The following is a 21,652-nucleotide window of genomic DNA, read 5'->3' as shown; positions in this document are numbered from 1 at the left end:
ATCAGTACTACTCCACAGAGCACTACGATGGGCAAGCTTCAGTTGTTGAGCGGAATACGGAAAATCTTGAAGATGGCGACGCAGATAGCAGATTGCCCGGGAATGATGAATTTTTTCAGTGGCATAAGATGAAAATCGACTCGTACCCGAAAGGGTTAGGGCTCGGCAGGTCCCGGCAGCATAAGCTGATAAAACGCCAAATCCAGCCAGCGGTCGAACTTATAACCCACCTGAGGCAGGGTGCCTGAGTGTTTGAACCCCAACTTCAGGTGCAGGGCAATACTGGCCTGGTTTCCGGCATCTATGGCGCCCACCATGGTGCGTATGCCGCGTTCCCGGGCCTGGTTTATCAAATGCTGCATCAGAAAGCGCGCCACTCCCTCGCCTCTATGCTCCGGGTGCACATACACAGAGTGTTCCACCGAGTAGAGGTTGGCCGGATAGCCGCGAAAGGGGCCGAAGCTGGCAAATCCCAACAGTTGTCCCTGCTCATCCTCGGCGCCCAGAATCGGCCAGTTGCCTTGCTGTTTGGCGCCGAACCAGTCGCGGATCTGCTGCTCGCTCCTTGGCTGGTATTCATAAAGGGCTGTGGTATGGGCAATGGCATGGTTGAAGATGGCGCGTATCGCCTCGCCATGTTGCTCAAGTTGGCAGTGACACAGATGCATCTTAGGCTCCCAAGGTGGTTTCGCCTGAGTATGCCACAAGTCGGTCGGTGTGCCACCTAATGGACTGGATATCAAAAACAGTGCCTGCCCAGGTGGCAGGCACTGCTCTGGCTCAGTGCTGATCCAGCATGCCTTGGGTGACAATAAAGTCGATGATTTCAGCCACCCCTTGCCCCTGCTTGAGGTTGCTAAATACCCAAGGCTTGTTGGGGCGCATTCTGGTGGTATCTTCGGCCATCACTTCCAGCGAGGCACCGACATAGGGCGCCAAATCTATCTTGTTGATCACCAGCAGATCGGAGCGGGTAATGCCAGGGCCGCCCTTACGGGGGATCTTCTCGCCCTCGGCCACATCTATTACATAGATGGTCAGATCTGCCAGTTCCGGGCTGAAGGTGGCACTGAGGTTGTCGCCGCCACTCTCGACAAAGACCAGATCCAGGCCGGGATGGCGCGCCGTCAGTTCTTCCACTGCCGCGAGATTCATAGAGGCGTCTTCGCGAATTGCCGTATGGGGGCAGCCACCGGTTTCCACGCCTATGATGCGGTCGGCGCTCAAGGCCTCGGCGCGGGTGAGAATTTTGGCGTCTTCCTGGGTATAGATATCGTTGGTGACCACGGCCAGGTTGTAGTTGTCACGCATCGCCTTGCACAGAACTTCCAACAGTGCTGTCTTGCCCGAACCAACGGGGCCGCCAACGCCTATGCGCAAAGGTTGTTTGGTTGTTTGCATATTTTCTCTCATGAACGAAACAGTCGGGTGTATTGGGTTTCATGGCGGGCACTGGCAATGGCCAGTGCCGGGGTATAACTGCCGATATCGGCTTCGGGCCAGTCTTGCGCCTTTTGCAGCGCCTCGGGGATCTCGGCGCTCAGTTGCAGCAACAGCTGCTGACCGGCACTCTGTCCCAGGGGGATCAGCTTGACGCCGGCAGTGACGGCATTTTCGAGCCAGCTCCAGCAATAGGCTTCACACAGTTCATATGTCGGCAGTTGCCAGTGTTTGGCTGCGAGGGCAAAGGCCGCCAGTTGGGTTTGCAGCACCAGCTCCCGCTCCTCGGGCGCAAGTGGGATCCCCAGCTGTGGCAGCAGTTTGGCAAAGGCCTGACCGCGCTGGCGTTCTTCCTGCCTTAGTTCTGCGGTTTCGCGACTGGCCAGCAGTAATCGGCAATAGTCGCTCGCCGCAGAGATGTGTTCTTGCGCCAGCGCCTGGCACAGACGCATCAGCAAGGGCAGCTCCAAGGTGGCCAGGCTGTCTTTAAGTTGGTTTTGCAGCCAGTGTCCCAGGGTGACAGGGTCTTTGACCCAGCCCCGCTCTATGGCCCACTCCAGTCCTTGGGAATAGGTAAAGCCCCCCACAGGCAGAGACGGACTCACCAACTGATAGAGGCGCAAGCGGCCAAGCTCGCCGGGTGCCTTGGTCTGAGGCTCAAGGCCCAGCTGCCCATGGGCTGGAACCCGGCCTGGGTTGATATTAGTGCTCATGGCTGTGGTCGTGACCATGTCCGTGACTATGGCCGTGATTGTGGTCGTGAGCATGGGAGTGATTATGGCCGTGATTATGGCCGTGGGCACTGCCACCATAGGCTCCCGCCTCGGGTTGGAACTTGTCCTGGCGATAGCTGACCGTGAGTCCGAGTCCCTTAATCATCTCGTCCAGAACATGATCGTGCAGGTAACAGCATTGGCCTTGGGTTATCTGCAGCGGCACATGACTATTCCCCAGGTGATAGCAGGCACGAGCCAGCAGCAGTGGGTCTGAACTGCTGACCACGGACAGGTTCTCGGTCTTGGCACAAACCTTGGCCAACTCGCCCGTTTCTGCCTTGAGAATATCGCCTTCTTTGAGGACAGTACTGCGTGGCAGAAACAATCCGGCTTCGCTGCCGTCACTCAAGGTCACTCTTTGGCGGCTGCGAACCCGCTCATCCATCGACAGCCACAGCTGCAGTGTCGGGAGCTGTTGGCATTCATCGGCTTCCAGGCGTTGACAGAAATAGATCATCTAAACTTGCTCCTCTTGGTTTCAAGGCCTGTATATCAGAACAGGAAGTAGCGCTGGGTCATGGGCAACTCAGTGGCCGGTTCACACACCAGCGGCATACCATCGGCCTTGACTTCATAGGTTTGGGAGTCCAGTTGGATCTCCGGGGTATAGTCGTTATGCAGCATCTGTTTTTTACTTATGTTGCGACAGCCCCTCACTTCACCTATGCGACTCTTGAGCCCCAACTTACCTGGGATATCCGCTGCGATGGCCGCTTTGGACAGAAACAGCATGGAGCTGCTGTGCAGCGCCTGGCCAAAACAGGCATACATGGGGCGATAGTGCACGGGTTGCGGAGTGGGGATGGCCGCATTGATGTCGCCCATAGGGGCGTAAGCGGTCAGGCCACACTTGAGCACCAGTGCGGGTTTAACCCCGAAAAATGCCGGATCCCAGAGCACGATATCGGCCAGTTTGCCCGGCTCTATCGAACCCACCTCATGGGCTATGCCATGGGCGATCGCCGGGTTGATGGTGTACTTGGCCAGATAGCGCTTAATGCGTTGGTTATCGTTGTGCTCCGTGTCTCCCGTCAGAGGCCCGCGCTGCAGCTTCATCTTGTGGGCACATTGCCAGGTACGCATTATCACTTCCCCGACCCGGCCCATGGCCTGGGAGTCGGAGGACATCACTGAGATGGCTCCGAGATCATGCAGTATGTCCTCGGCGGCTATGGTCTCACGGCGAATGCGCGACTCGGCAAAGGCTACATCTTCGGGAATGGCCGGATCCAGGTGATGACAGACCATCAGCATATCCAAGTGCTCATCCACAGTGTTGACTGTGTAAGGCATGGTGGGATTGGTGGAGGCCGGCAGAATATTGGCTTCTCCTACTGACTTGATCACATCCGGGGCATGGCCGCCACCGGCGCCTTCGGTGTGAAACACATGAATGACCCGGCCATCGATCGCCTTAATGGTTTCTTCATAGAAACCGGCTTCGTTGAGTGTGTCCGAGTGAATGGCTACCTGCACATCCATCTCATCGGCCACCTGCAGGCAATGATCTATGGCGGCTGGTGTAGCCCCCCAGTCCTCGTGGATCTTGAAACCCATGGCTCCGGCCGCTATCTGTTCCCGCAGTGCTTCCTTATTGCTGACATTGCCCTTGGCGAACAGGCCTATGTTGATTGGCAGTGAGTCCACGGCTTCCAGCATCCGGTGCATGTTCCAGATCCCCGGAGTGACTGTGGTGGCGTTACTGCCGGCCACAGGCCCTGTGCCGCCACCGATAAAAGTGGTGACGCCACTGACCAGACCTTCTTCGGCCTGTTGTGGGCAGATAAAGTGGATATGGGTATCCACCCCTCCGGCGGTGACCAGCTTGCCTTCACCGGCCACCACTTCGGTTGCCGGGCCAACTACTATGTTGACACCATCCTGCACATCTGGGTTACCGGCCTTGCCTATGGCCTGAATGCGGCCGTCTTTAATGCCTATGTCTGCCTTGACTATGCCCCAGTAATCCAAGATCAGGGCGTTGGTGATCACCAAGTCGACACAGTCGGCCGCCAGTGCCTGGCTCTGGCCCATGCCATCGCGGATCACCTTGCCGCCACCAAACTTGACCTCTTCGCCGTAACGGCAGTAATCCTGCTCTACTTCGAGGAAGAGCTCAGTGTCGGCCAGCCGTACCCGGTCGCCCTTAGTTGGGCCATACATGTCGGCGTAGGCCCGTCGTGATAACTTGCTCATTTTGCCTCCAGTGCGCCCATAATAGCGCCGCGAAAACCATAAATGGTCCGGCGACCGCCAAAGGGCACCAGCTCCACGGTTCTTTGCTGGCCGGGCTCGAAACGGATTGCCATGCCGGCCGGAATATTTAGCCTTAACCCCTTGGTTTGCTCGCGCTCGAACGCCAGTTGGGGGTTGACCTCGTAAAAGTGGAAATGCGAGCCGACCTGAATTGGCCTGTCACCCAGATTAGCCACCGAAATTTTCAACTTGGGCAGGTCAGTGTTGATTTCAATGTCGCCCAGTGCCTCATTGAGGCGGTATTCGCCCGGGATCATCCGCTGCCTCCAATCAGATTATCGGTTCGTGGATCGACACCAACTTGGTGCCGTCGGGGAAGGTGCATTCCACCTGAATGTCGCTGATCATCTCAGGGACGCCCTCCATCACATCCTCGGCACTGAGTATGGTGCGGCCGTAGTTCATCAATTCGGCCACCGTCTTGCCGTCGCGGGCCCGCTCCATGATTTCACAGGAGATCAGGGCTACCGCTTCCGGGTAGTTCAGCTTCAGGCCTCGGGCCCGGCGACGTTCAGCCACCAGCCCGGCGGTGAACAACAACAGTTTGTCTTTTTCTCTTGGGGTCAATTCCATCTTCTGGTCTCGCTATCAGGTCGCCCAAATCCTTGGCGGCTGCGGCAGACGTCCGTGCCAGTGTTGGTGGATCTGTTGCCAGACGGCAATCAAGGCCGTCATCAGCACTTCGGTTTGGTGTCCCAGCAAACGGATACAAAGAATGCCGTCTACCAGGGTGGCACCGTATTCAAAGTCGTTTGTGCCTGCGGCGAAGGTCGTCAATGCCTGGCGTACCAACGCCAGCAACTGCGCATCGGCGGGGAAAACGTAGCAGTTGCCCTGCATGGGATAGGTTTGCAATCCCGCCAACTGCTCTGGGTTGCCGGCCTGCTGCAGAAACAGGCCTTCGGACAGGCGCAGCTCGCCATCCAGATAAATTTGGCTGCGGCCGCGAATATCGCCATGGCTGAAGCATTCCTTGAGCACAGGGCGACCGAAGCAGAGCATCTCCCAGCCGATGAAGCGTGCACCTGTGACCAGCTCTATGCGGGTTTCCAGGCGGGCACAGGCACCGGGGAAAAACAGGGTTTCCTGGGGCAGCCATTCCAGCAGGGCGCCATCGGCCACTTGCAGTTGCAGTTGCTGAGCCGCATATTGGCCGCCGCTACGGTAAAACTTACCGGCGCCCGGAGTGGTTACCAGGCTGTGGGCACCGCTGTCGGCGGCGATAATAATTTGCAGCTGGTCGCCGCCGACTACACCGCCCGGTGGATGTAATAGATAGGTGTGGCAGACCCCGGCTTCGGCCTGAAACGGGCGTTGCACCAGCAAGGGACCAAATTGTTCCCTTTGCAGCAGCCGGGTTTGCCCCCGTCTGGGGCCATAGCGCAGATAGAGTCGGGCACGCCAGTTGGCATGCGTTATAGGAATTACAGACACACTTACCCCTGCCCAGGAATTGTCAAAAGGCATCTAGTTGTTTGAAAGTTGGACTCGATTTCGATCAGTTCGGCGTCGACCACGCCCTGGATGCACCGCAGAAAACTAAGCGGTAGGGCGAAGAGAGAAAGGTCGACGGACGCCGGAGATCATAGGAGTTGTCAAGCATGGCGACAAGAGTCGCCCAAGCGAATTCATTTCGTTATCTGCTCATTTTATTTCGCAGTTGTTGTTTCCGGAGGTTCCGCCAGCACCAGTGATGGACGTCTGTGCCCAGGTGAGCCGCTATCCTTGAGGGCAAACAGCGCCAGAATGTCGTTGCCGCTGCGGGAATGACTGCGAAACTGCAGCGGTGTCATTCCCTGATGCTGCTTGAACTTGTCGCAGAAATAGGCCGGGCTGTGAAACCCGGACAGCTTGCTGACCCGGCTGACCGGGAAGTCGGTGAAGGTCAAATAGTTGAGAGCCACCCCCATGCGCACTTCCAGCAATAACTTACTGAAACTGTAGCCTTCCTGTTGCAAGTGACGCCTGAGTGTGGCCGGGCTGGTATACAGACGGGCGGCGACTTGTTCCAGGGTCCATTTATGACCGGGATCTGTCATGATCAGGCGTGCCAGCGCTCTTTCCCTGGGTTCGTCATATTTGACTCTGAGGGTATTGAACAGATCGACTCCGGCGGCCAGTATCGCCTTGAGGATAAAATACTGACATTGGCGTAGCAGACAGGGGGCCTGGGGGGTTGGGTTTACCAGTTCATGGGTGAGCCGCAGCAGTTCAAAGTTGTCTCTGGCGGCATCCGGCGTACTCAGGGCGTAGCGGCGATAGTGACCATCTGTCTGACATTGGCCCGGCAGATAGTCGACGGCCAACTCTTCCAGCAAAGCTTCATCCAGCGTCAGCGTTTGTAGCGTCAGCGGTTGCTGCGCCGCTTCTATATGACAGGAGATGTGGGCAAAACGGGGAATGATCAGCAGAGTATCCTGGTTTACGTTCAGTCGTTCACCATTGATACTGACCCAGCCACGACCCGAGTACAGACGCACCAAAAGCACGCTATCTATATAAAATTCGCGCAGTTCTAGATGTCTGGATGAGTCTATATGTCGGTATTGCATCGTGAGTCTGAGCCGGGATGAATGCCTGCATTATAACCTGAGCCGGCTTGTCACCAAGCCGGGCAGATCAAAATCCGCTCCCCGGGATTCAGTCGCGACTGTCTTTGGGGGCTTGAAACTCGGTCAGGCTCATATCGGCGTGCAGTACGGCTATCCGCTTGGGGGCGCCGTTTTCTGCCAGTTCCAGAAGGCCGATACCGCTTTGGTTGACCAGGCGCTTGCTGGGGGCTCCATTGGGGCGGCGGCCGCGGATCGACATGCGTTTGCGTTTGGTCAGCAGATTGAGCGGCGAGAAATGCCCATAGAGCCAACCGTTGAGCTTATCAAACACAGGCAGCAGCTTTTCCGGGAACTGATTTTTGATGCCGCTGGCGGTGATCTGGTAGATGTTGGGACTGGCACGGCGAAAGCGGATCCCTATGTCATAGGCAAAGGAGTAATGCACATCGCCGGAGAGGATCACAAACTCCTGCGGGGTACGTCTGTGCATGAAGATCGACAGCAGGGCGTTGGCGGCGCCGGGGTGTGCCATCCAGTTTTCGGCGTCCACCAGCAGCGAAGCACCGATGAGAGTGGCCGTGCGTTGCACAGCCTCAATCAGCTTGACCCCGAAAATCGGCGCCGCCGAAACTATGATGACCTTATCCTGCCCCAGCAGCGCCTGTTGTAGATCCATCAGCGCCTCCCAGTCCATCAGTCCGGAAGGCTTGGCCAGGTTGGATTCGCTGCGCCAGCGGCGGGTACGGGTATCCAGTACTACCATTCTGGGGTGAGTATCCAGGGTGTAGTGCCAGTTCTCACACTTGAGCAGCTTGTCTATCAGGGCATCCTGGCGCTCGCTGTCGGCCAGATAGAGGCCGCTCAGATCTTCGAAAAAGTCGGTAAACCTCTTGGGTTGATTGCCGAGAGCTTGAAACAGGGTGTACCCCAGCAAGGCATTGCCTATGATGCGCTTGGAGAAGGCGTGACCATAGGCGGCCTCTTCCCAGCGGGCCGTCAGGTTCCAGTCGTCGGTAATGTCATGATCATCGAAAATCATATAGGTGGGCAGATGCGCCAAAAGGCGCCTAACCTTGCCAAGGCCCGCCTTGAACTCCAATAAGTGTTGCCACTGGTTCTGCCACTCCTGTGCCCGTTTACCGTTCAGCCCGGGCAACTGTTGCGGCAGTTCCAGTTGCTGCCACAGTTCCGGTGACCAGATTAAAAGATACAGGGCCGTGACTTCGGCGAAGCTCAGCAGATGGTTTTCAGCCATCGAAGAGGTGAATATGGGGTGATTGATATACCAGCGCCAAAGTGCTGTCTTGGCCGGATACTGGGTACGGGGCAAGAGCTGTTTTGGCCTTTGGTAGAGGGAGTCAGGGCCATAATCTATCTGCGCCGAGTCTTTGAGTGGGGCGTCACTAAAGCTTTCCTGCTTTAGTCCCAGCAGCTCGATTACCTGGGCAATGGCCACCAGGGTGGGGCCGGCCACGTCATCGACATAGAGCTGATCGCCGCTCAGCATCAGTAGCGCCGGGCGCTCGGCAGGGGCATTGTTCTGCTCCAGCAGAGTATCGGCCGCCACCAGTGCATCACCGCTGTGATGGTGCGGGTTGCGACAGGAGCCGTGCAGCAAACGATCCAGCCTGGGCTGCAGCACCAGCTCGGGGGAGGATTTGTCCGGATAACACAGACCTTCGATATCGGCGAACAGCGACTGACCATCGGCATCTTCCAAGCTATAACCCACGGCTTGCCCTTGGGGCAGTAATCCGGGAACTTCCAGATGCAGCAGATACTGCCAGGCGTGTTTACCTAGTTGTACTCGGTGCACTTGTTCTTCATTCAGCGGCAAGGGCGCCGACTTGTGACTCAACTTAAGCGTTAATTGCGGGCTCAACGGTTTGCTGCTGACCCACCAGAGGGTGAAATGGTCCCGGTCACAGTGGCGCAATATCGGGCCGGCCAGGATCAGCGGCAAGGAAGAGGAAGTGGTCATCGGCGGGTTCTGCAGCCTCTCAGGAATGAAAAAGGGTGAATCCACAGGGTAAACAAGTGCTTTGGCTTTGAAAAGCCCCTAAAATGTGAAGCCTTGTTAATGATGTAAAGCGGCCGTGCCGAGGCGTCGACGGCAGACATTGACATTCCAGAGCCTCGCAATGCCATAGCCAACTTGGTATACCTGCCGATTCAATGCCTTTGCAGGTTTTCGGATGATAAACGGATGAAAAGTACCCCAATGGGAATGACTGGCTTATTTGGCCGAACCGGTGGCCTGGCGGCGGCCGATCAACTGGCGTTGCTGCGGGTTTTGGGGTTGCTGCTGCAATTGGGGTTGACCCTGCTCGGCAGTGACGCCTTTGGCCTGACGCTGCAACCTGAACCCTTGTGGTGGGTGTTCGGGCTGGAAAGTGCCTACCTGGCCTTGACCCTGTGGTTGCGTCATCCTCTTTATCGTCAGAGTGCCGGTATCTTTATCGCCCTGTTGCTGGACACCCTGTTCTGGATCTCCTGGCTGTGGTTTTCCGGTGGTGCTACCAATGCCTTTATTTCGCTGCTGCTGGTGCCGATTGCGCTGGCGGCGGTCACCTTGCCCGCCTGGGGCAGTTGGAGCCTGGCTGCGTTGTCGACTCTGGCCTATAGCCTGATGATCTTAAGCTTGCCGGAAGGCCATATCCGTCATCAGGGTATGGATATGAGTTCACACTTCCTGGGGATGTGGCTCAACTTTGTGGTGTCGGCACTGGTGTTGACCACCAGTGTCGCCCTGATAAGCCGTCGTCTGCGACGCCAGGATACCGAGCTCGGTTGGCTGAGGGAAAATCAGCTGCGGCAGGAACAGCTGCTGGCGTTGGGCACAGCTTCGGCGCAGATGGCACACCAGTTGGCAACGCCACTGGCGAGCCTGAGATTACTGCTGGATGAAGCCATGGAAGAGGGGTTGGATGCCGAAGCGCAGGTGCAAATGGATCAGGCGTTGTCCCGCTGTGAAGTCACACTCAATGAATTGCGCCGCGCCACTGAATCGATTCGTGAGCGTCGCCGCCAGGCCGTGACATTGGCGGCACTGGGGCAAAATATGCGCCAGCAACTCATGCTGTTGATGCCCGAGGTGGATTTCAGTCTCACCCTGCCTGCTGGCCTGACTGAACGTGAAATTATCACAGATGCCAGTCTATTGCCGGCGCTGCTGGCGCTGGTGGATAACGCTGCCAAGGCTAGCCTTAACAATATAGGCGAGCCCAAGGTTGAAATTGGCTTCGATTCGCTCGGTGACACTCGGCTTGAAATTAACATCAAGGATTATGGCCGCGGCATAGAGGCCCATCTCTTGGGTGAGCTTGGACTGATGCCGGTGGCGAGCCGCACAGGTATGGGGGTTGCCGTGCTCTTGAGTCACGCCAGTCTGGAGAAGCTGGGGGGCGAGCTGGTGCTGCACAACGGCCCACAGGGCTGTGAAGCGCGTATCAGTCTGCCCTTATTGCCGGTTTCTGCCATTAAAGGAGATGCGGCATGAAGCGGCTATTGATAGTCGAAGATGACTTGGCGCTGGCGGCCATTTTGACACGGCGTATGCAGCGGCATGATTTTGAGTGCTGCCATGCCGAAGATGCCAGCCAAGCACTGCTCAGCGCCCGCAGCTGGCAGCCGAGCCATGTGCTGCTGGATATGAAATTGGCGCAAAGCAACGGCCTTAGCCTGATAGTACCGCTGCGAGCCAGCCTGCCCAAGGCCTGTATTGTGTTGCTCACCGGTTTTGCCAGCATAGCCACTGCGGTGGAGGCGGTGAAACTGGGGGCCGATAACTACCTGGCCAAGCCGGCCGACACCCGGACACTGCTGGCGGCACTCAAAGTCGAGCCTAAACCCCATACGGCTTCATCCTTGCCTGATGAAACCCCGCTGCACCCCAAGCGCTTGGAGTGGGAATATATTCAGCAGGTACTCAATGCCAATAAGGGCAATGTCTCGGCCACCGCCCGCCAGTTGGGAATGCATCGCCGCACCCTGCAACGTAAGCTGGCCAAGAAGCCTGTTGCTTAAAAAAATCCCGGCCTTCCGAGACGAGAAAAGGCCGGGGCAGGTTCAATTGCAGTGGAAATCTCAACGGCTTGCGGGAGCACGGTGAGGATGAACCCTTAAGCGGGCAACCGTGGCGCCCTTAAAAACGGTACTCGCCCATGACCCAGGCGTTGAGACCGGGTTGTGGTAAGCGCTCGCCGACGGCGATATCACCGCCCATTACCCGGTTATAACCGGCGAGATGATCGACATATTCTCTATCCAGCAGGTTATCGACTCCGGCCTTGAGCATAAAGCTGTCACCGCGGTAACCGGTCGCCAGATTCACCAAGCCATAGCCTGCAGTTTCCTGCTCCAGCTGAGTGGCCGAGACCTTATCCTGGGCGGCAACCGCTACTGTCTCCAGGCGGGCAAACCAGCTGCCCTGATCCCAGTTGAGTCCCAGAGTCAGGTTAGGCGGGGCGATACGGTAAAGCTTGTCTTCCACGTCGCGGCGCTCACCATAGGTATAGGCCGCTTGCAGATCCAGGCTCCACTGTTCATGCAACTGCCAGTGGGCGTTGATATCCATGCCGTAGAGCAGGGCGTCGGTATTGCTGAACACCAAGGTGTTGGCATCGCCGGCGGCGATAACGGCAGGATCATCCGTGGGCAGGCCTTGAATATAGTTGTCTATCCTTTGGACAAACACCCTAGGGGTCAGGTTGAAACCCTGACGGTGTAAATCCAGCCCCAGCTCCAGTTGCCAGGCGGTTTCCAGATCCAGGTCCATCTGGCCCACATAGGTGCGGCCATCGGCCAGCCCGCCGGTGGACTGCATCGGCACCCAGAGATAGCGCTGTTGATAGCTGGCACTGGCCTGTTTTCGTGCCAGGCCGATTATGGCATCCAGCTCATTGTCGATTTCGAAGCGGCCGTTGAGCACCAAGTCCAGCCCGGTATCGTTTTGGCTGCGATCGGCCTGATTGAATCTGTCCATCAGGGTCTTGATTGCCGGTTTCATGGCCGCCATAGAGTGACTCACGGCATCGGCATCAAACCTGTAGTGTTTCACCCGGCTGCCCAGTTGCCAGCTCCAGCGGCCAAAATCCTGTTGCCATTGGGCGTAGAGGCTATAAACACTGTCGTTGATACCGTTGAAGTTATCCACCCGGAACTTGCTGTTGCTGGGGTCTGTCACCACAGTATCGTGTTCGGCATGGCGCCAATCAAAGCCAAATTCCCAGCTGTCTTTCGCCATTTGCCAATGGCCGTCGAAACTCTTGGAGTCGGCTATGGTGTAGCGCGGTGCCATGGTAGGCATTTTCATCCGTAGGCTGAAGTTGTCCATGCCGTGACGGGCATCGCTGTAGCCCAGATGCCAGCGCATCTGCCAATCGGCCAGCAGGTGCTCACCACTGAGTTTGAATCTGTCAGTGCGGATATAGTCGATATCCATCGGCAGCGCCGGGGTGGCGGCATCAGTGGTTTCCAGATGCTGGAACGAGAAGGCTATCGACTCATCATCGGCGTTGCTGTCGGCCAGGTTGAATCTGTATTCACCGCCGAACACCTGCTTGTCGTAGACCCCTGGCAGTAATCTGTGGTTATCGCCGCTCTCGGGCACATCATTGCCCTTGAACAAGTCGCCATACAGCATGAGTGCCTGACGCTCGCCGCCGAAGTTGCTCTTGACGCCGATGCGACTCTGCTCGCCATTATGCTGGTATTGGCCGCTGACCAGGCCGCTGACTTCATCGAAACGGGCCTGGGACTCCACTACCCGGATACTGCCACCCAAGGTATCGACGCCGCTGGCGACTGGGGCTATGCCGCGATCCAGTTCGAGTTGCTCTGTGATTACAGGCACGGCATAACTCAAGGGAGTATCCATGGCGTTGGGACCGGCGCCGGCCATGCTCATGCCGCCGACCTGGGTTTCGACTCTATCGCCAAAGAGGCCTCGGTACTGGGCTATGCCGGTTAGTGGGCCGTTACTGTTGACGTTGGCGCCGGGCAGTGACTTGAGCAGACCACTGATATCGGCCTTGGGCGCGGTGGCTTCAGGCGAGGTCTGCAGCACGCTGCTCTGTACGCTGCCGCGCACCACCAGCACTTCCATGGGAGAATCACTGGCCTTGGCGGCAGTGCCCAGACCGATTATAGGCAGTAAAGCCAGAGCGAGAGGAGAAGGTGAAAAGCGCATATCTTATTGATTTTGGTTGTTTTGGGTGACCCATTCTGGGTCTTGTGCGCGGGCGGGGCAAAGCTAAACAACCAAAGTGCGACAAGCTGTCGCACCCGGGATGGGAGTCAAACCAAGGGAGTGAACTTGATCAGTTCGGCAATACTGTGGACGCCAAGCTTTTTCATGATCTTGGCCCTATGTACCTCTATGGTTCGCAGCGACAGATAGAGAGCTTCGGACATCTGTTTATTGGTCATTCCCTGCACCAGAAGTTGCAATACCTGCTGCTCGCGCTCGGTCAGGGTGGCGTATTTCTGCTGCAGTTGTTGCTGTTCATGGGTCTTGAGGCTGTAGTCGAAGGCTTTTTCGATAGCGGCGGCCAGCGCCTTGCCGGCCACGGGTTTCTGGAAAAAGTCGCAGGCTCCCTGACGAAAGGCGTCAACGGCCATTGGCAGATCGCCATGGCCGGTAAGAAAGATGATCCCCAAGGGACTGTTGGCCTCCAGTAGTCTCTGTTGTACCTGCTGGCCTGTGAGTTCAGGCATGCGGCTGTCGAGGATCACGCAGCCTGGCGCCTCCAACTCAGCGTCCTGGAGAAATGCCTGGCCGCTGTCAAAGGCTTGCAGCTGATAACCGAATTGGCTCAGCATAAAGCCGAGTGAATCCCGGACGGCGGCATCGTCGTCCACCAAATAAAGCGCTACGTCAGTCACATACTTGCCTCTCTCAGGTGAATAAGCCAATCCTAATCTTTGTCGTGGTGAGGCTCAAACTCGGTTGTTGGCTTTTAGAGCCAGATCACTGAGGTGTTGGCCGACATTTGCCCTCCATCAAGTTATTTTTTTGCTGTCTGTATTAGCTTATCTTCATGGATAAAAGGGGAGTGGGAATGGCCAGAATATTAATCTTGATACTGTTGTTGGGGGCCGGGTGTGCTTCGGCTTCGGCGCAACTGTATGAACCGGCGACCGATGCCGAAATGGGTGACGAGCCCATAGAGGCCGTGTTTCGGGTCGGAGTGCTGGCCAATCATGGTGTGGCTCAAGCCAAAGAGAGATGGCGCCCCATGATGCAATATCTCAGCCAAGAACTTCCAGGAAATCGCTTCGAGGTCGAACCGCTGACCTTTGATCAAATGAGCCAGCAATTGCTGGAGCACAGGATCCACTTTATCGTGACCAACCCAGGGCAATACCTTAGCCTCAGCAGCAAGCTGCCCCTGTCATGGCTGGCTACCATGCGTAGTCGCAAGCACCTGGGAACTACCTTTGCTATCAGCTCGGCTATCATAGTGCGGGCCGACAGCCCGGTGCGCAATATTGAGGAGCTGCGTGGTGCTACTGTGGTGGCCAGCGATCCTCAGGCGCTGGGGGGATATCAGGCGACAGTAGGCTTGCTCAACAAGCGTGGCTTTGCTGCCAAGCGTTTTTTCGGCGAAGTGCGTTTTTTGGGGTTTCCGCTGGAGCCTCTGGTTTACCAGGTGCGTGACCGCACTGTCGATGCCGCCATTACTCCCTTCTGTACCCTTGAGGAGATGGTGGAAACCGGCTTGGTGCAACGTCAGGACTATCGGGTAATCAACGGCGTCAAGCCCGAGGGGTATGACTGCGAGACCAGCAGCGCCCTCTATCCCAACTGGTCATTTGCCGCCTCTGATCTGGTGCCCAGTCATATCACCCAAGCGGTGACCCGGGCGCTGTTCGACTTGCCTTCCGACTCTGAAGCGGCGATCAAGGCCGACACCATGGGCTGGACAGCTCCTATCAGTCAGCTCAAGGTGATCAAACTATATGAGGAGCTGGATCTTCACGGCGGCCCACCTCCTCTGTATGAAGCCGCCATCGACTGGGTACGCAAGAACAAGGAGTGGGGCGGAGCGCTGCTGTTACTGTTCCTGATCTCCACTCTCTACCACCTGTGGCTGGAATATAAGTTTCGCCAGAAGAGTGAATTCCTGTTGGCAACAGAGCGACAACTGCGGGACAAAGAGTTGCAACTGGAACGAATGCAAAGTGCCGCTATTCTGGGCGAAATTGGTGCCGGGCTGGCGCATGAGCTCAATCAGCCGATTGCCGCTATTACCCAATACAGTGAAGGCGCCATGATGGTGCTGGAGCAGCGCGCTGCCGAGGGCTGTGGCGAGCGCGCCGATGCCATGCGTGAGGTGTTGACCAAGATCAATAATCAGTCTATCCGCGCAGGGGCCGTGGTGCATCGTATTCGCGGTTTGCTGCGTCGGCGCCGGGCCGAATCTGAGCCAGTGGTGATAGAGTCACTGCTCAGGGATGCACTGGCGCTGTTTCAGCGGCCGATGGAGCAGCAGGGCGTCGAGCTCAAAATAAGTCGCCGCGGGTCGGAGCGGCCGTTGCTGGGGGATGCTGTAGGGCTGAGTCAGATGCTGGTTAATCTGTTGAAAAATGCTATGGATGCCCTGGATGAAGTTTCGGGTAAACGGGAGATCCAGCTCAAACTCGACTATCAGGCTGCGCCCCCCGCAGCCGGGACCAAGGGAGAGTGGCTGCTGCTGGAACTCTTGGATACAGGCATAGGCCTCAGCGCCTCGGCGGCGGAGTTGATGCTGTCTTTTGCTACCACCAAGGAGGATGGCTTGGGGCTGGGATTGGCTATCTGCCGCGACGTGGTGACTCAGCATAATGGTCATCTGGAGCTGGAAAACCGCCGCGAGTGCCGCGGTTGCCGAGTGCGGGTGTGGCTGCCTATGGGGGCACCATCCCGGAATGAATGATTATCCTTGACTCAAGTCGCTGGTGTCGGCTTTATCGCAGTGCCCCAAGGGTTTGCCACTGACGGCGGCCGAACTCCAATACCACGCCTACAGCCAAACCGGCGGCGGCATTGACGGCCAGGCTCACCACAGCGGTCGCCAGGATAACAAAGATACAGAAAGGCTTGCCGTCCAAGAGGCGTTTGGACCAGGCCAACTGCAAGCCGGCGGTGGACAGCAGACTACCGAGAATAGCCAGCGGAATAAGGCTCAGCAGCCAGGCCACGTTTTCCCCCCAGGAGAGGGCTATCAGCAGGCAACTGCCGCCGAAGATTAGCGGCGCCCACAGGCGGCGGGCACCGAAATGGTATTGCACCGCCAACCCTCCGGCACCGTGGCACATGGCCGAAGCACCGAAGGGACTCAGCAGCAGATTGGCCAGGCCAGAGCTGGTGGCAAAGGCCTTGGGGCTGAAACGCTTGCTGTCTTCGGGGAACTTCTCTTTGGCCATTACTGAGGTGGCGATAACGGCATTGGTTAAAGTCAACGCCAGTTGCGGCAGCACCAACAGGGTTGCCGCGGCTCCCCAGTCATTTAACTCGGGCCAGCTCAAGTGCCAAGGCGTGTTGTTGAACACAAAGCTGCTGTCGCTGCCGCCTTGCTGGTATTGCCATAGCATGCCGAGGGCAATCACCAAGGGCATGGCCAGATAGCGCAACGGGATAAAGCGGGCAAAGAAAATCAGTGCGAAGGCGCCGAATCCCAGCACAGGCTCGTCGGCCATCATCTTGAAGCCCATCCACAACAGTTGCAGCCCTATGGCCAGTTGGATGCCGACACTGATAGCCTGGGATATTTGCCGCGACAGCCAACTGATGGCGCCGGAAGCCGCCAGTACCAGCAGTATTACTCCCATCAGCATGGCGCTGGCTTGCATCATGCCAGGTGTCAGCCCCTGGGCGATGACCAGGGCGGCAATCACTTTCATGGGTTGCACGGGAATGGGGCGGCGATAAAACAGGGCTGTGGCCAGGGCAAAGAGACCGAAACCGAGAAAAATGCCTTGGGGAGAAAACTGATTCAGAGCTATCAACCCAAGCACCAGAGGGAGAAAGGTTCCCAGATCGGCAAAGGCGCCGCTAAGCTCACCCAGGGAGCGGTTTAATGAGGAAAAAGTCTTGCCGTTTGTTGTCATTGCACTTGCCACAGAAAAGGATGCCCAGACAACGCAAGAAAAATGCCATTTTTTGTAGGGAGTTGCATCATCAATGACCCGAATTTACCGTCATAGTCTAATTCAGTGTAGTGCCGCTTGGACACTTTGGCCCGATTCTGGGTCTAAATGTCTTTTTTGGGGATAAGTGGCATCTCGTTTGGAGAGTACCAGATGAGAGAGTGGCAGATGAGAGAGTACCAGATGAGAGTGACCGGCTCCCGGGAGGCAGGGAGATGCGGGAGCCGGTCTTCAGGGCTTGCCTGAATCGGATCAGCGGGCGTGGCGAGCGCCGCCTTTGTGCTTCATGGGGTCGCCCTCATAGCCCAGCGCCTGCCAGTCGAGGCGGTCACCGCCGTTGTGGCAGTCGGCGCACTTGAGCGCTTCACTCTTGGGCGAGACCATGTGGTTGATACGCCACCACATTTCGGTTTGAGCAAAGCCGTACTGACCGCTGTAGCTGATGCCCTTGGCCTGCATGGGCTCGCTGGCGGCCATCCCTAAGCGAATCGCCTTATCCCAGTCAAACTCAGACCAGAAACCGCCCTTGCCATAGGTCTTGGGATTGAGCAGCACCTTGTTGACCTTATCGTACACCTGCTTGCCTGTGTGTACCTTGAAGGGGTAGATCTTCGCCTTGGGATCCTGAATGTCACCCAAGGGGAAGGTCAGACGGGTGACCTGCTCGGGATCCATCTTGTCACCGGCCATATAGGCATCGGCGCGGCCGTTGTACCAGGCGTAGCTGGGCTTGACCATCTTGCCCCAAACGAAGCTGCCCTTTTTCTTGGCGTAGCTGTGACGACCATATTGATCCAGGCTCTCTTCCCTGTCTTCACCGGCAGTTGACCAGTCCCAGTGCAGCTTGGTGGGCTCATGGCGGGCAAAGAAGGGAATGTGGCAGGTCTGACAGGCCACGGTCGCTGCGTGCTTGTTCAGCTGTTTGTTGCCGTGTGGTGCACTGTCGTGGCAATTGTCACAGCCGATATGATCTTCACCGCCGGGGGACACACCCATGGCGTTACCGCTGATCATATGCTTCTGGGTGGTGTGGCAGTCCTGACACTGGAAGTCGTTGCCGTCGCTGTCCATATGTACATCCGTGGCCTTGTCCGGGTAGGCCATGGAAGAGTCGAGGTCGCCATGCTTGACCGCATCTCCGCCGCCACCATAGAAGTGGCAGCTGCCGCAGTTATCCCGCACCGGCTTGCCGACATTCTGGGCGACCCGCAGCAAATCTACTGTCTTGAATACCTCACCGGCTGCAACGGGATCTTTAACATAAGTACCCGTGGTGTCATGGCACACCAGGCAGTCCACTTTGGTCTTGTCCTTGAAGTCGAAGTTGTTGTCTTTCCAGCCGTAACCGGCATGGCAGCCGGTACAGCGCGGCTCGTTACCGGCAATGGAAACACAGAAGTTGTTGATGGAGTTTTTCTTGCCCCGTTCGACTGTGCGTCCGGGCAGTTTCTGCTCCAGTTCCCAGGTCCAGTGGGATGACAGCATAAAGTCATCGGCATCCTTTTCATGGCACTCAAGACAGGCCTGGGTGACTTCCGAGCCTGTGTTGAAGGGGCCCTTGAGCACCTCTTTGTGGGGGCTGCTGGCCTGGGCCTGGCTCAGGAGGCCGAGCCAGAGTGCCGTGGCTATAAATGGCAGATAAAATGTTTTCATCTGTGTTCCTCCCTAGAAATTCACTGTCAGTGAGGCGTTGATATCCAGCGCCGTATCCACCACGGGCAATAGCGAATAGGCGCTGCCGTCCAGTACATCATCCACCTTCACAGGTGCACCCACGGGCGTGCCCGAGCCAGTGTATTCATAGTCGTAGTAGAGCCCCGCCAGCTTGATAAACATCCTGGGGTTGATATCGAAGATGTAGTAGGCCTCGGCCACATGGCCGCGGGTGGCCAGCTTGCTGCCGACCGGGTCGTCCTGGGCCTGAGTGAAGGGCGTCCAGTACTTGGAACCATAGTTGTACTCCAGACCGAACTTGCCGTAAGGCGCCGGGATCTGCATGCCGATATAGATGCCGTAACCATCGTGGGAGGCATCGGACTCGGCGCTGGATGGCACCATCAGCAGTTCATCGCCACTGCTGTTGAGCTCTGCTTGAAACACGGCGTCGGTCAACATGCCGCCGAACATGCCGGCGTTGCCGTTGCTTTCAGCGCGGGTCCAACCGAAGGAGGCAAACAGCTTGAGATCGTCATCGGACTCATAGGCATAGCCCAGGCCGCCCAGATACATGTCGCCTATGACCCCGCTGGGTTGCACCCGGGTAACAAAGTTGAAGTTGTCGAATTTCTGCAGATCGCTGTATAGAGTGGGGGCGAAAATTCCGGCCAACTCGTTGGGGAAGGCCATGGTGCCCTTGAAGCCGTCGTTGATATCCCGCGCGGCAAACAGGGTCAACTGCAGGAAGTGGTTACCGTCGTTGATCACATCAATGTTGAAACCGCCCAGATGGGTGTCCTTGCTGACGGTATCGCCATAAAGCTCGCCATTGCCCCATTGGGACTCAAAGCCCTGACCGTAACAGAAACGCACCACCTGGCCTTCTATCCCGGTGAGCTCTCCAAGCTTGTAGCCCAGAGTGGCACCGTCAAAGTTGAAGTTGACCAGGTGTCCGGAAGGGGTGCCGCCACGTTTTTCATTTTCCCGGTAGTGGCTCGGTGGGCCATAGGTGGAGGGACGACGGCCGACAGACAGATAAAACTCGCTGCCGCCGATGTTTTTCCAGTCAAAGTAGGCGCGCTCGACCCGCAGCCAGTCGCCGCTGGGGTTGCCTGAGTTGGTGCCGTCCATGGTGAAAGAGCGCCAGGAATCAAACACCTGCACACCGGTGGAATCGCCCCAGTCCTTGAACATGGTCAGGCGTCCGGCAAAGCTGACGTTGTCCCACACCTTAGCCTTGAGATCGAGCCGTAGCCGAGTAGTGTAGAAGATGTCATTGTCTATGTCGCCACTGCGATAAGGCGCCAGCACATAGGGCATAACGCCCTGCAGTTGCCCCTGGGCAAAGGCGTTGGCCAGCTCAGGGTTGGCAGCCATCATCTTGCCAAGGGGCGAGGAGGGATCCATGGGGTTGCCCAGTTCGCCGGCCATGGCTTTGGCGCCGAAGTCGTTGAAGTCCATCTTGATCGCCGGATGCCAGGTGACATTGCCATAGTGCAGCGAGTGGGCTCGGGTACGAAAGTCGCCGCTGATCTCCAGTCGATCGAGCGCCGTGTGCCGCTCTGTCTTGTCCACCCGGCTGTTGAGTATATCCAGCTCTTCGGTGATCTCCTGCAGTTGCTGTTTAAGCTCGCGGATCTTGGTGCTGTCATCCAGTTCCCCGGCCTGAAGCTGGGGGCTGCCCAGCAGAGCCAAACCCAGTGCCTGGGCCACCGCCAGAGCGATAAGAGTACGCATAGTAGATTCTCCTGACCGGCCTTGCCGGTCGTTTTCAGGCAGCAAGCGGCCCTGGGGTAACCCCATACTTGGCTTACTGACTGTTAATGATTATGGGAAGGTGCGAACAAGTCCCATGTGTGCTCTGCGTCGGCTTACAGGCCTGGATGCAAGGCGTGGTTCGCAGCAAATGGCCTAGTCCTTTGCAAGAAGCACAACACAGCAGGCAGGCCTGTAAGCCACGCCCTTTGGGGCTTTCACAGCAACCGGCTCTCTGCGTTATCCGACTTCGACAGGCCCCGGCATGCCTTCAGCCAGATGCCTTGAACGCCAATTGCTGTGCAAGCCAGAGTGCCACGAGGACTTATTCACACCTTCCCGCGCTATCAACCGCAGGTCTGGGGTTGATCCGAGTCGGCGGCATGGTCGTACAGGAACTGTTGAATATCCTTGAGTTCCTGCTCTGTTAAAGGCTGAAACGCCTCGGGTTTGGCTTTGTGTTTGTCTCTGGCGAAGAATCTGTCCCATTGGCTCATGGTCTTGCTCATGGGAGTCAGTTCGCCGCCTATGCCTGCTTTGCTGTGACACTCTTTACAGACTTTCTTGTACAGGTGTTTGCCTTTCTTGGGGTTGCCGCCGTCGGCTGCGGTGGCGCCTGTGGCCAATGCGCAGGCTAAAAGCAGAAGGCCGAGTTTGCTGCTGGTGTTCATCATCTATTCCTCTGGGGTGACCGCCCGCTCCGTTAATGGGCTGTTATTTTATGTGTCCTTGCGGTTGTCAATTTAGCAATCCTGAGGTGCGTCAGCTTTGAACTGGATCACTTCCATAAAAATAATCTAATTGATAAAAATATCATTGAAATAAATCTAATTGAGATGATGGTTTTGTTTTTAATTATTTGATTTTATTGTATTTTATTTTTTGATCAGAAATCATCACTGTTGTTTTGGCTGATTTTATGAGCGTGATCGGCTTAACAATTGTGAATATTTGTTATCTCTAAAGTGGTTTTTGTTAATCAGTTTGGTGCCTGTGATGGCTTTTTTTTAACGGCTAGAGGCTGGATTACCCTCACACTTTCATGTCCTTTCCGGCATCTTTGCGGGGGCTGGATCACACTCACTC

Annotated in this window: 19 protein-coding genes; 3 read left to right on the top strand and 16 right to left on the bottom strand. The window is 56.8% G+C overall.

What is annotated here, in order from left to right; genetic code table 11:
* Positions 1 to 155: 155 nt before the first annotated feature.
* The 10 genes from CX650_RS10320 to CX650_RS10275 all read right to left on the bottom strand — a co-directional run bounded on the left by CX650_RS10320 (position 156) and on the right by CX650_RS10275 (position 9,005).
* Positions 156 to 668 carry a GNAT family N-acetyltransferase gene (locus CX650_RS10320; RefSeq protein ID WP_101095742.1) on the bottom strand — a complete coding sequence of 171 codons (513 nt, stop codon included), beginning with the start codon at positions 666 to 668 and terminating at the stop codon, positions 156 to 158.
* Between the two features lie 112 nt (positions 669 to 780).
* Complete coding sequence (gene ureG, locus CX650_RS10315; protein ID WP_101055974.1) at positions 781 to 1,401, bottom strand: urease accessory protein UreG; 621 nt, start codon at positions 1,399 to 1,401, stop codon at positions 781 to 783.
* A gap of 8 nt (positions 1,402 to 1,409) precedes the next feature.
* The gene (locus CX650_RS10310; RefSeq protein WP_101055975.1) at positions 1,410 to 2,153 is read right to left on the bottom strand and encodes an urease accessory protein UreF; all 744 of its coding nucleotides are present in this window, start codon (positions 2,151 to 2,153) and stop codon (positions 1,410 to 1,412) included.
* On the bottom strand, positions 2,143 to 2,673 hold the full coding sequence (gene ureE, locus CX650_RS10305) for an urease accessory protein UreE (protein WP_101095741.1): 531 nt from the start codon (positions 2,671 to 2,673) through the stop codon (positions 2,143 to 2,145). The genes CX650_RS10310 and ureE overlap by 11 nt, the downstream gene beginning before the upstream one ends.
* Before the next feature lie 35 nt (positions 2,674 to 2,708).
* The gene (gene ureC, locus CX650_RS10300) at positions 2,709 to 4,412 is read right to left on the bottom strand and encodes an urease subunit alpha (protein WP_101095740.1); all 1,704 of its coding nucleotides are present in this window, start codon (positions 4,410 to 4,412) and stop codon (positions 2,709 to 2,711) included.
* A complete protein-coding gene (locus CX650_RS10295; protein ID WP_101095739.1) occupies positions 4,409 to 4,729 on the bottom strand; it encodes an urease subunit beta in 321 nt (106 codons plus the stop codon). The genes ureC and CX650_RS10295 overlap by 4 nt, the downstream gene beginning before the upstream one ends.
* A 13-nt stretch (positions 4,730 to 4,742) precedes the next feature.
* Positions 4,743 to 5,045 carry an urease subunit gamma gene (ureA, locus tag CX650_RS10290; RefSeq protein ID WP_039033550.1) on the bottom strand — a complete coding sequence of 101 codons (303 nt, stop codon included), beginning with the start codon at positions 5,043 to 5,045 and terminating at the stop codon, positions 4,743 to 4,745.
* 15 nt (positions 5,046 to 5,060) lie between these two features.
* Positions 5,061 to 5,906, bottom strand: coding sequence for an urease accessory protein UreD (locus CX650_RS10285; RefSeq protein WP_229799874.1), 846 nt, complete (start codon positions 5,904 to 5,906; stop codon positions 5,061 to 5,063).
* A gap of 215 nt (positions 5,907 to 6,121) precedes the next feature.
* Positions 6,122 to 7,024, bottom strand: a complete 903-nt coding sequence (locus tag CX650_RS10280) for a helix-turn-helix transcriptional regulator (RefSeq protein ID WP_101095737.1) — start codon at positions 7,022 to 7,024, stop codon at positions 6,122 to 6,124.
* Between the two features lie 88 nt (positions 7,025 to 7,112).
* On the bottom strand, positions 7,113 to 9,005 hold the full coding sequence (locus tag CX650_RS10275) for an alkaline phosphatase D family protein (protein WP_101095736.1): 1,893 nt from the start codon (positions 9,003 to 9,005) through the stop codon (positions 7,113 to 7,115).
* A gap of 225 nt (positions 9,006 to 9,230) precedes the next feature.
* Between CX650_RS10275 and CX650_RS10270 the strand changes: the two genes are divergently transcribed.
* On the top strand, positions 9,231 to 10,523 hold the full coding sequence (locus tag CX650_RS10270) for an ATP-binding protein (RefSeq protein ID WP_373296801.1): 1,293 nt from the start codon (positions 9,231 to 9,233) through the stop codon (positions 10,521 to 10,523).
* Positions 10,520 to 11,050, top strand: coding sequence for a response regulator transcription factor (locus CX650_RS10265; RefSeq protein ID WP_039033548.1), 531 nt, complete (start codon positions 10,520 to 10,522; stop codon positions 11,048 to 11,050). The genes CX650_RS10270 and CX650_RS10265 overlap by 4 nt, the downstream gene beginning before the upstream one ends.
* A gap of 118 nt (positions 11,051 to 11,168) precedes the next feature.
* On the opposite strand, the gene CX650_RS10260 is transcribed toward CX650_RS10265, so the two are convergent.
* Entirely contained in the window at positions 11,169 to 13,214 is a 2,046-nt protein-coding gene (locus tag CX650_RS10260) for a TonB-dependent receptor (RefSeq protein WP_101095735.1), read from the bottom strand.
* 107 nt (positions 13,215 to 13,321) lie between these two features.
* The gene (locus tag CX650_RS10255; RefSeq protein ID WP_226685048.1) at positions 13,322 to 13,939 is read right to left on the bottom strand and encodes a response regulator transcription factor; all 618 of its coding nucleotides are present in this window, start codon (positions 13,937 to 13,939) and stop codon (positions 13,322 to 13,324) included.
* A 236-nt stretch (positions 13,940 to 14,175) separates the two neighbouring features.
* Between CX650_RS10255 and CX650_RS10250 the strand changes: the two genes are divergently transcribed.
* Complete coding sequence (locus CX650_RS10250; protein ID WP_101095773.1) at positions 14,176 to 15,942, top strand: sensor histidine kinase; 1,767 nt, start codon at positions 14,176 to 14,178, stop codon at positions 15,940 to 15,942.
* 31 nt (positions 15,943 to 15,973) lie between these two features.
* Here CX650_RS10250 and CX650_RS10245 read toward each other — a convergent pair whose 3' ends face one another.
* From CX650_RS10245 to CX650_RS10230, 4 genes are all read right to left on the bottom strand, one after another.
* Positions 15,974 to 17,116, bottom strand: coding sequence for a putative sulfate/molybdate transporter (locus CX650_RS10245; RefSeq protein ID WP_101055982.1), 1,143 nt, complete (start codon positions 17,114 to 17,116; stop codon positions 15,974 to 15,976).
* A gap of 291 nt (positions 17,117 to 17,407) precedes the next feature.
* Positions 17,408 to 18,808 (bottom strand): tetrathionate reductase family octaheme c-type cytochrome, encoded by a 1,401-nt coding sequence (locus CX650_RS10240; protein WP_101095734.1) that lies wholly within the window; start codon positions 18,806 to 18,808, stop codon positions 17,408 to 17,410.
* A gap of 12 nt (positions 18,809 to 18,820) precedes the next feature.
* The gene (locus CX650_RS10235; protein WP_071476790.1) at positions 18,821 to 20,548 is read right to left on the bottom strand and encodes a DUF3373 domain-containing protein; all 1,728 of its coding nucleotides are present in this window, start codon (positions 20,546 to 20,548) and stop codon (positions 18,821 to 18,823) included.
* A gap of 365 nt (positions 20,549 to 20,913) precedes the next feature.
* On the bottom strand, positions 20,914 to 21,240 hold the full coding sequence (locus tag CX650_RS10230; RefSeq protein ID WP_025010197.1) for a c-type cytochrome: 327 nt from the start codon (positions 21,238 to 21,240) through the stop codon (positions 20,914 to 20,916).
* Positions 21,241 to 21,652: the final 412 nt, after the last annotated feature.

Source organism: Shewanella indica, from assembly GCF_002836975.1.
Taxonomy (GTDB): domain Bacteria; phylum Pseudomonadota; class Gammaproteobacteria; order Enterobacterales; family Shewanellaceae; genus Shewanella; species Shewanella indica.
The sequence above is the reverse complement of the archived record's forward strand: the minus strand, read 5'-3'. Positions and strand labels throughout refer to the sequence as shown.

Bases quoted from the DNA above. Each gene is read 5' to 3' on its own strand.
- ureA (WP_039033550.1), bottom strand. From the start codon at position 5,045: ATGGAATTGACCCCAAGAGAAAAAGACAAACTGTTGTTGTTCACCGCC.
- CX650_RS10280 (WP_101095737.1), bottom strand. From the start codon at position 7,024: ATGCAATACCGACATATAGACTCATCCAGACATCTAGAACTGCGCGAA.
- CX650_RS10230 (WP_025010197.1), bottom strand. From the start codon at position 21,240: ATGATGAACACCAGCAGCAAACTCGGCCTTCTGCTTTTAGCCTGCGCA.
- CX650_RS10265 (WP_039033548.1), top strand. From the start codon at position 10,520: ATGAAGCGGCTATTGATAGTCGAAGATGACTTGGCGCTGGCGGCCATT.
- CX650_RS10235 (WP_071476790.1), bottom strand. From the start codon at position 20,548: ATGCGTACTCTTATCGCTCTGGCGGTGGCCCAGGCACTGGGTTTGGCT.
- ureG (WP_101055974.1), bottom strand. From the start codon at position 1,401: ATGCAAACAACCAAACAACCTTTGCGCATAGGCGTTGGCGGCCCCGTT.
- CX650_RS10275 (WP_101095736.1), bottom strand. From the start codon at position 9,005: ATGACCACTTCCTCTTCCTTGCCGCTGATCCTGGCCGGCCCGATATTG.
- CX650_RS10320 (WP_101095742.1), bottom strand. From the start codon at position 668: ATGCATCTGTGTCACTGCCAACTTGAGCAACATGGCGAGGCGATACGC.
- CX650_RS10260 (WP_101095735.1), bottom strand. From the start codon at position 13,214: ATGCGCTTTTCACCTTCTCCTCTCGCTCTGGCTTTACTGCCTATAATC.
- ureE (WP_101095741.1), bottom strand. From the start codon at position 2,673: ATGATCTATTTCTGTCAACGCCTGGAAGCCGATGAATGCCAACAGCTC.
- CX650_RS10270 (WP_373296801.1), top strand. From the start codon at position 9,231: ATGAAAAGTACCCCAATGGGAATGACTGGCTTATTTGGCCGAACCGGT.
- CX650_RS10240 (WP_101095734.1), bottom strand. From the start codon at position 18,808: ATGAAAACATTTTATCTGCCATTTATAGCCACGGCACTCTGGCTCGGC.
- ureC (WP_101095740.1), bottom strand. From the start codon at position 4,412: ATGAGCAAGTTATCACGACGGGCCTACGCCGACATGTATGGCCCAACT.
- CX650_RS10250 (WP_101095773.1), top strand. From the start codon at position 14,176: ATGGGTGACGAGCCCATAGAGGCCGTGTTTCGGGTCGGAGTGCTGGCC.
- CX650_RS10295 (WP_101095739.1), bottom strand. From the start codon at position 4,729: ATGATCCCGGGCGAATACCGCCTCAATGAGGCACTGGGCGACATTGAA.
- CX650_RS10245 (WP_101055982.1), bottom strand. From the start codon at position 17,116: ATGACAACAAACGGCAAGACTTTTTCCTCATTAAACCGCTCCCTGGGT.
- CX650_RS10310 (WP_101055975.1), bottom strand. From the start codon at position 2,153: ATGAGCACTAATATCAACCCAGGCCGGGTTCCAGCCCATGGGCAGCTG.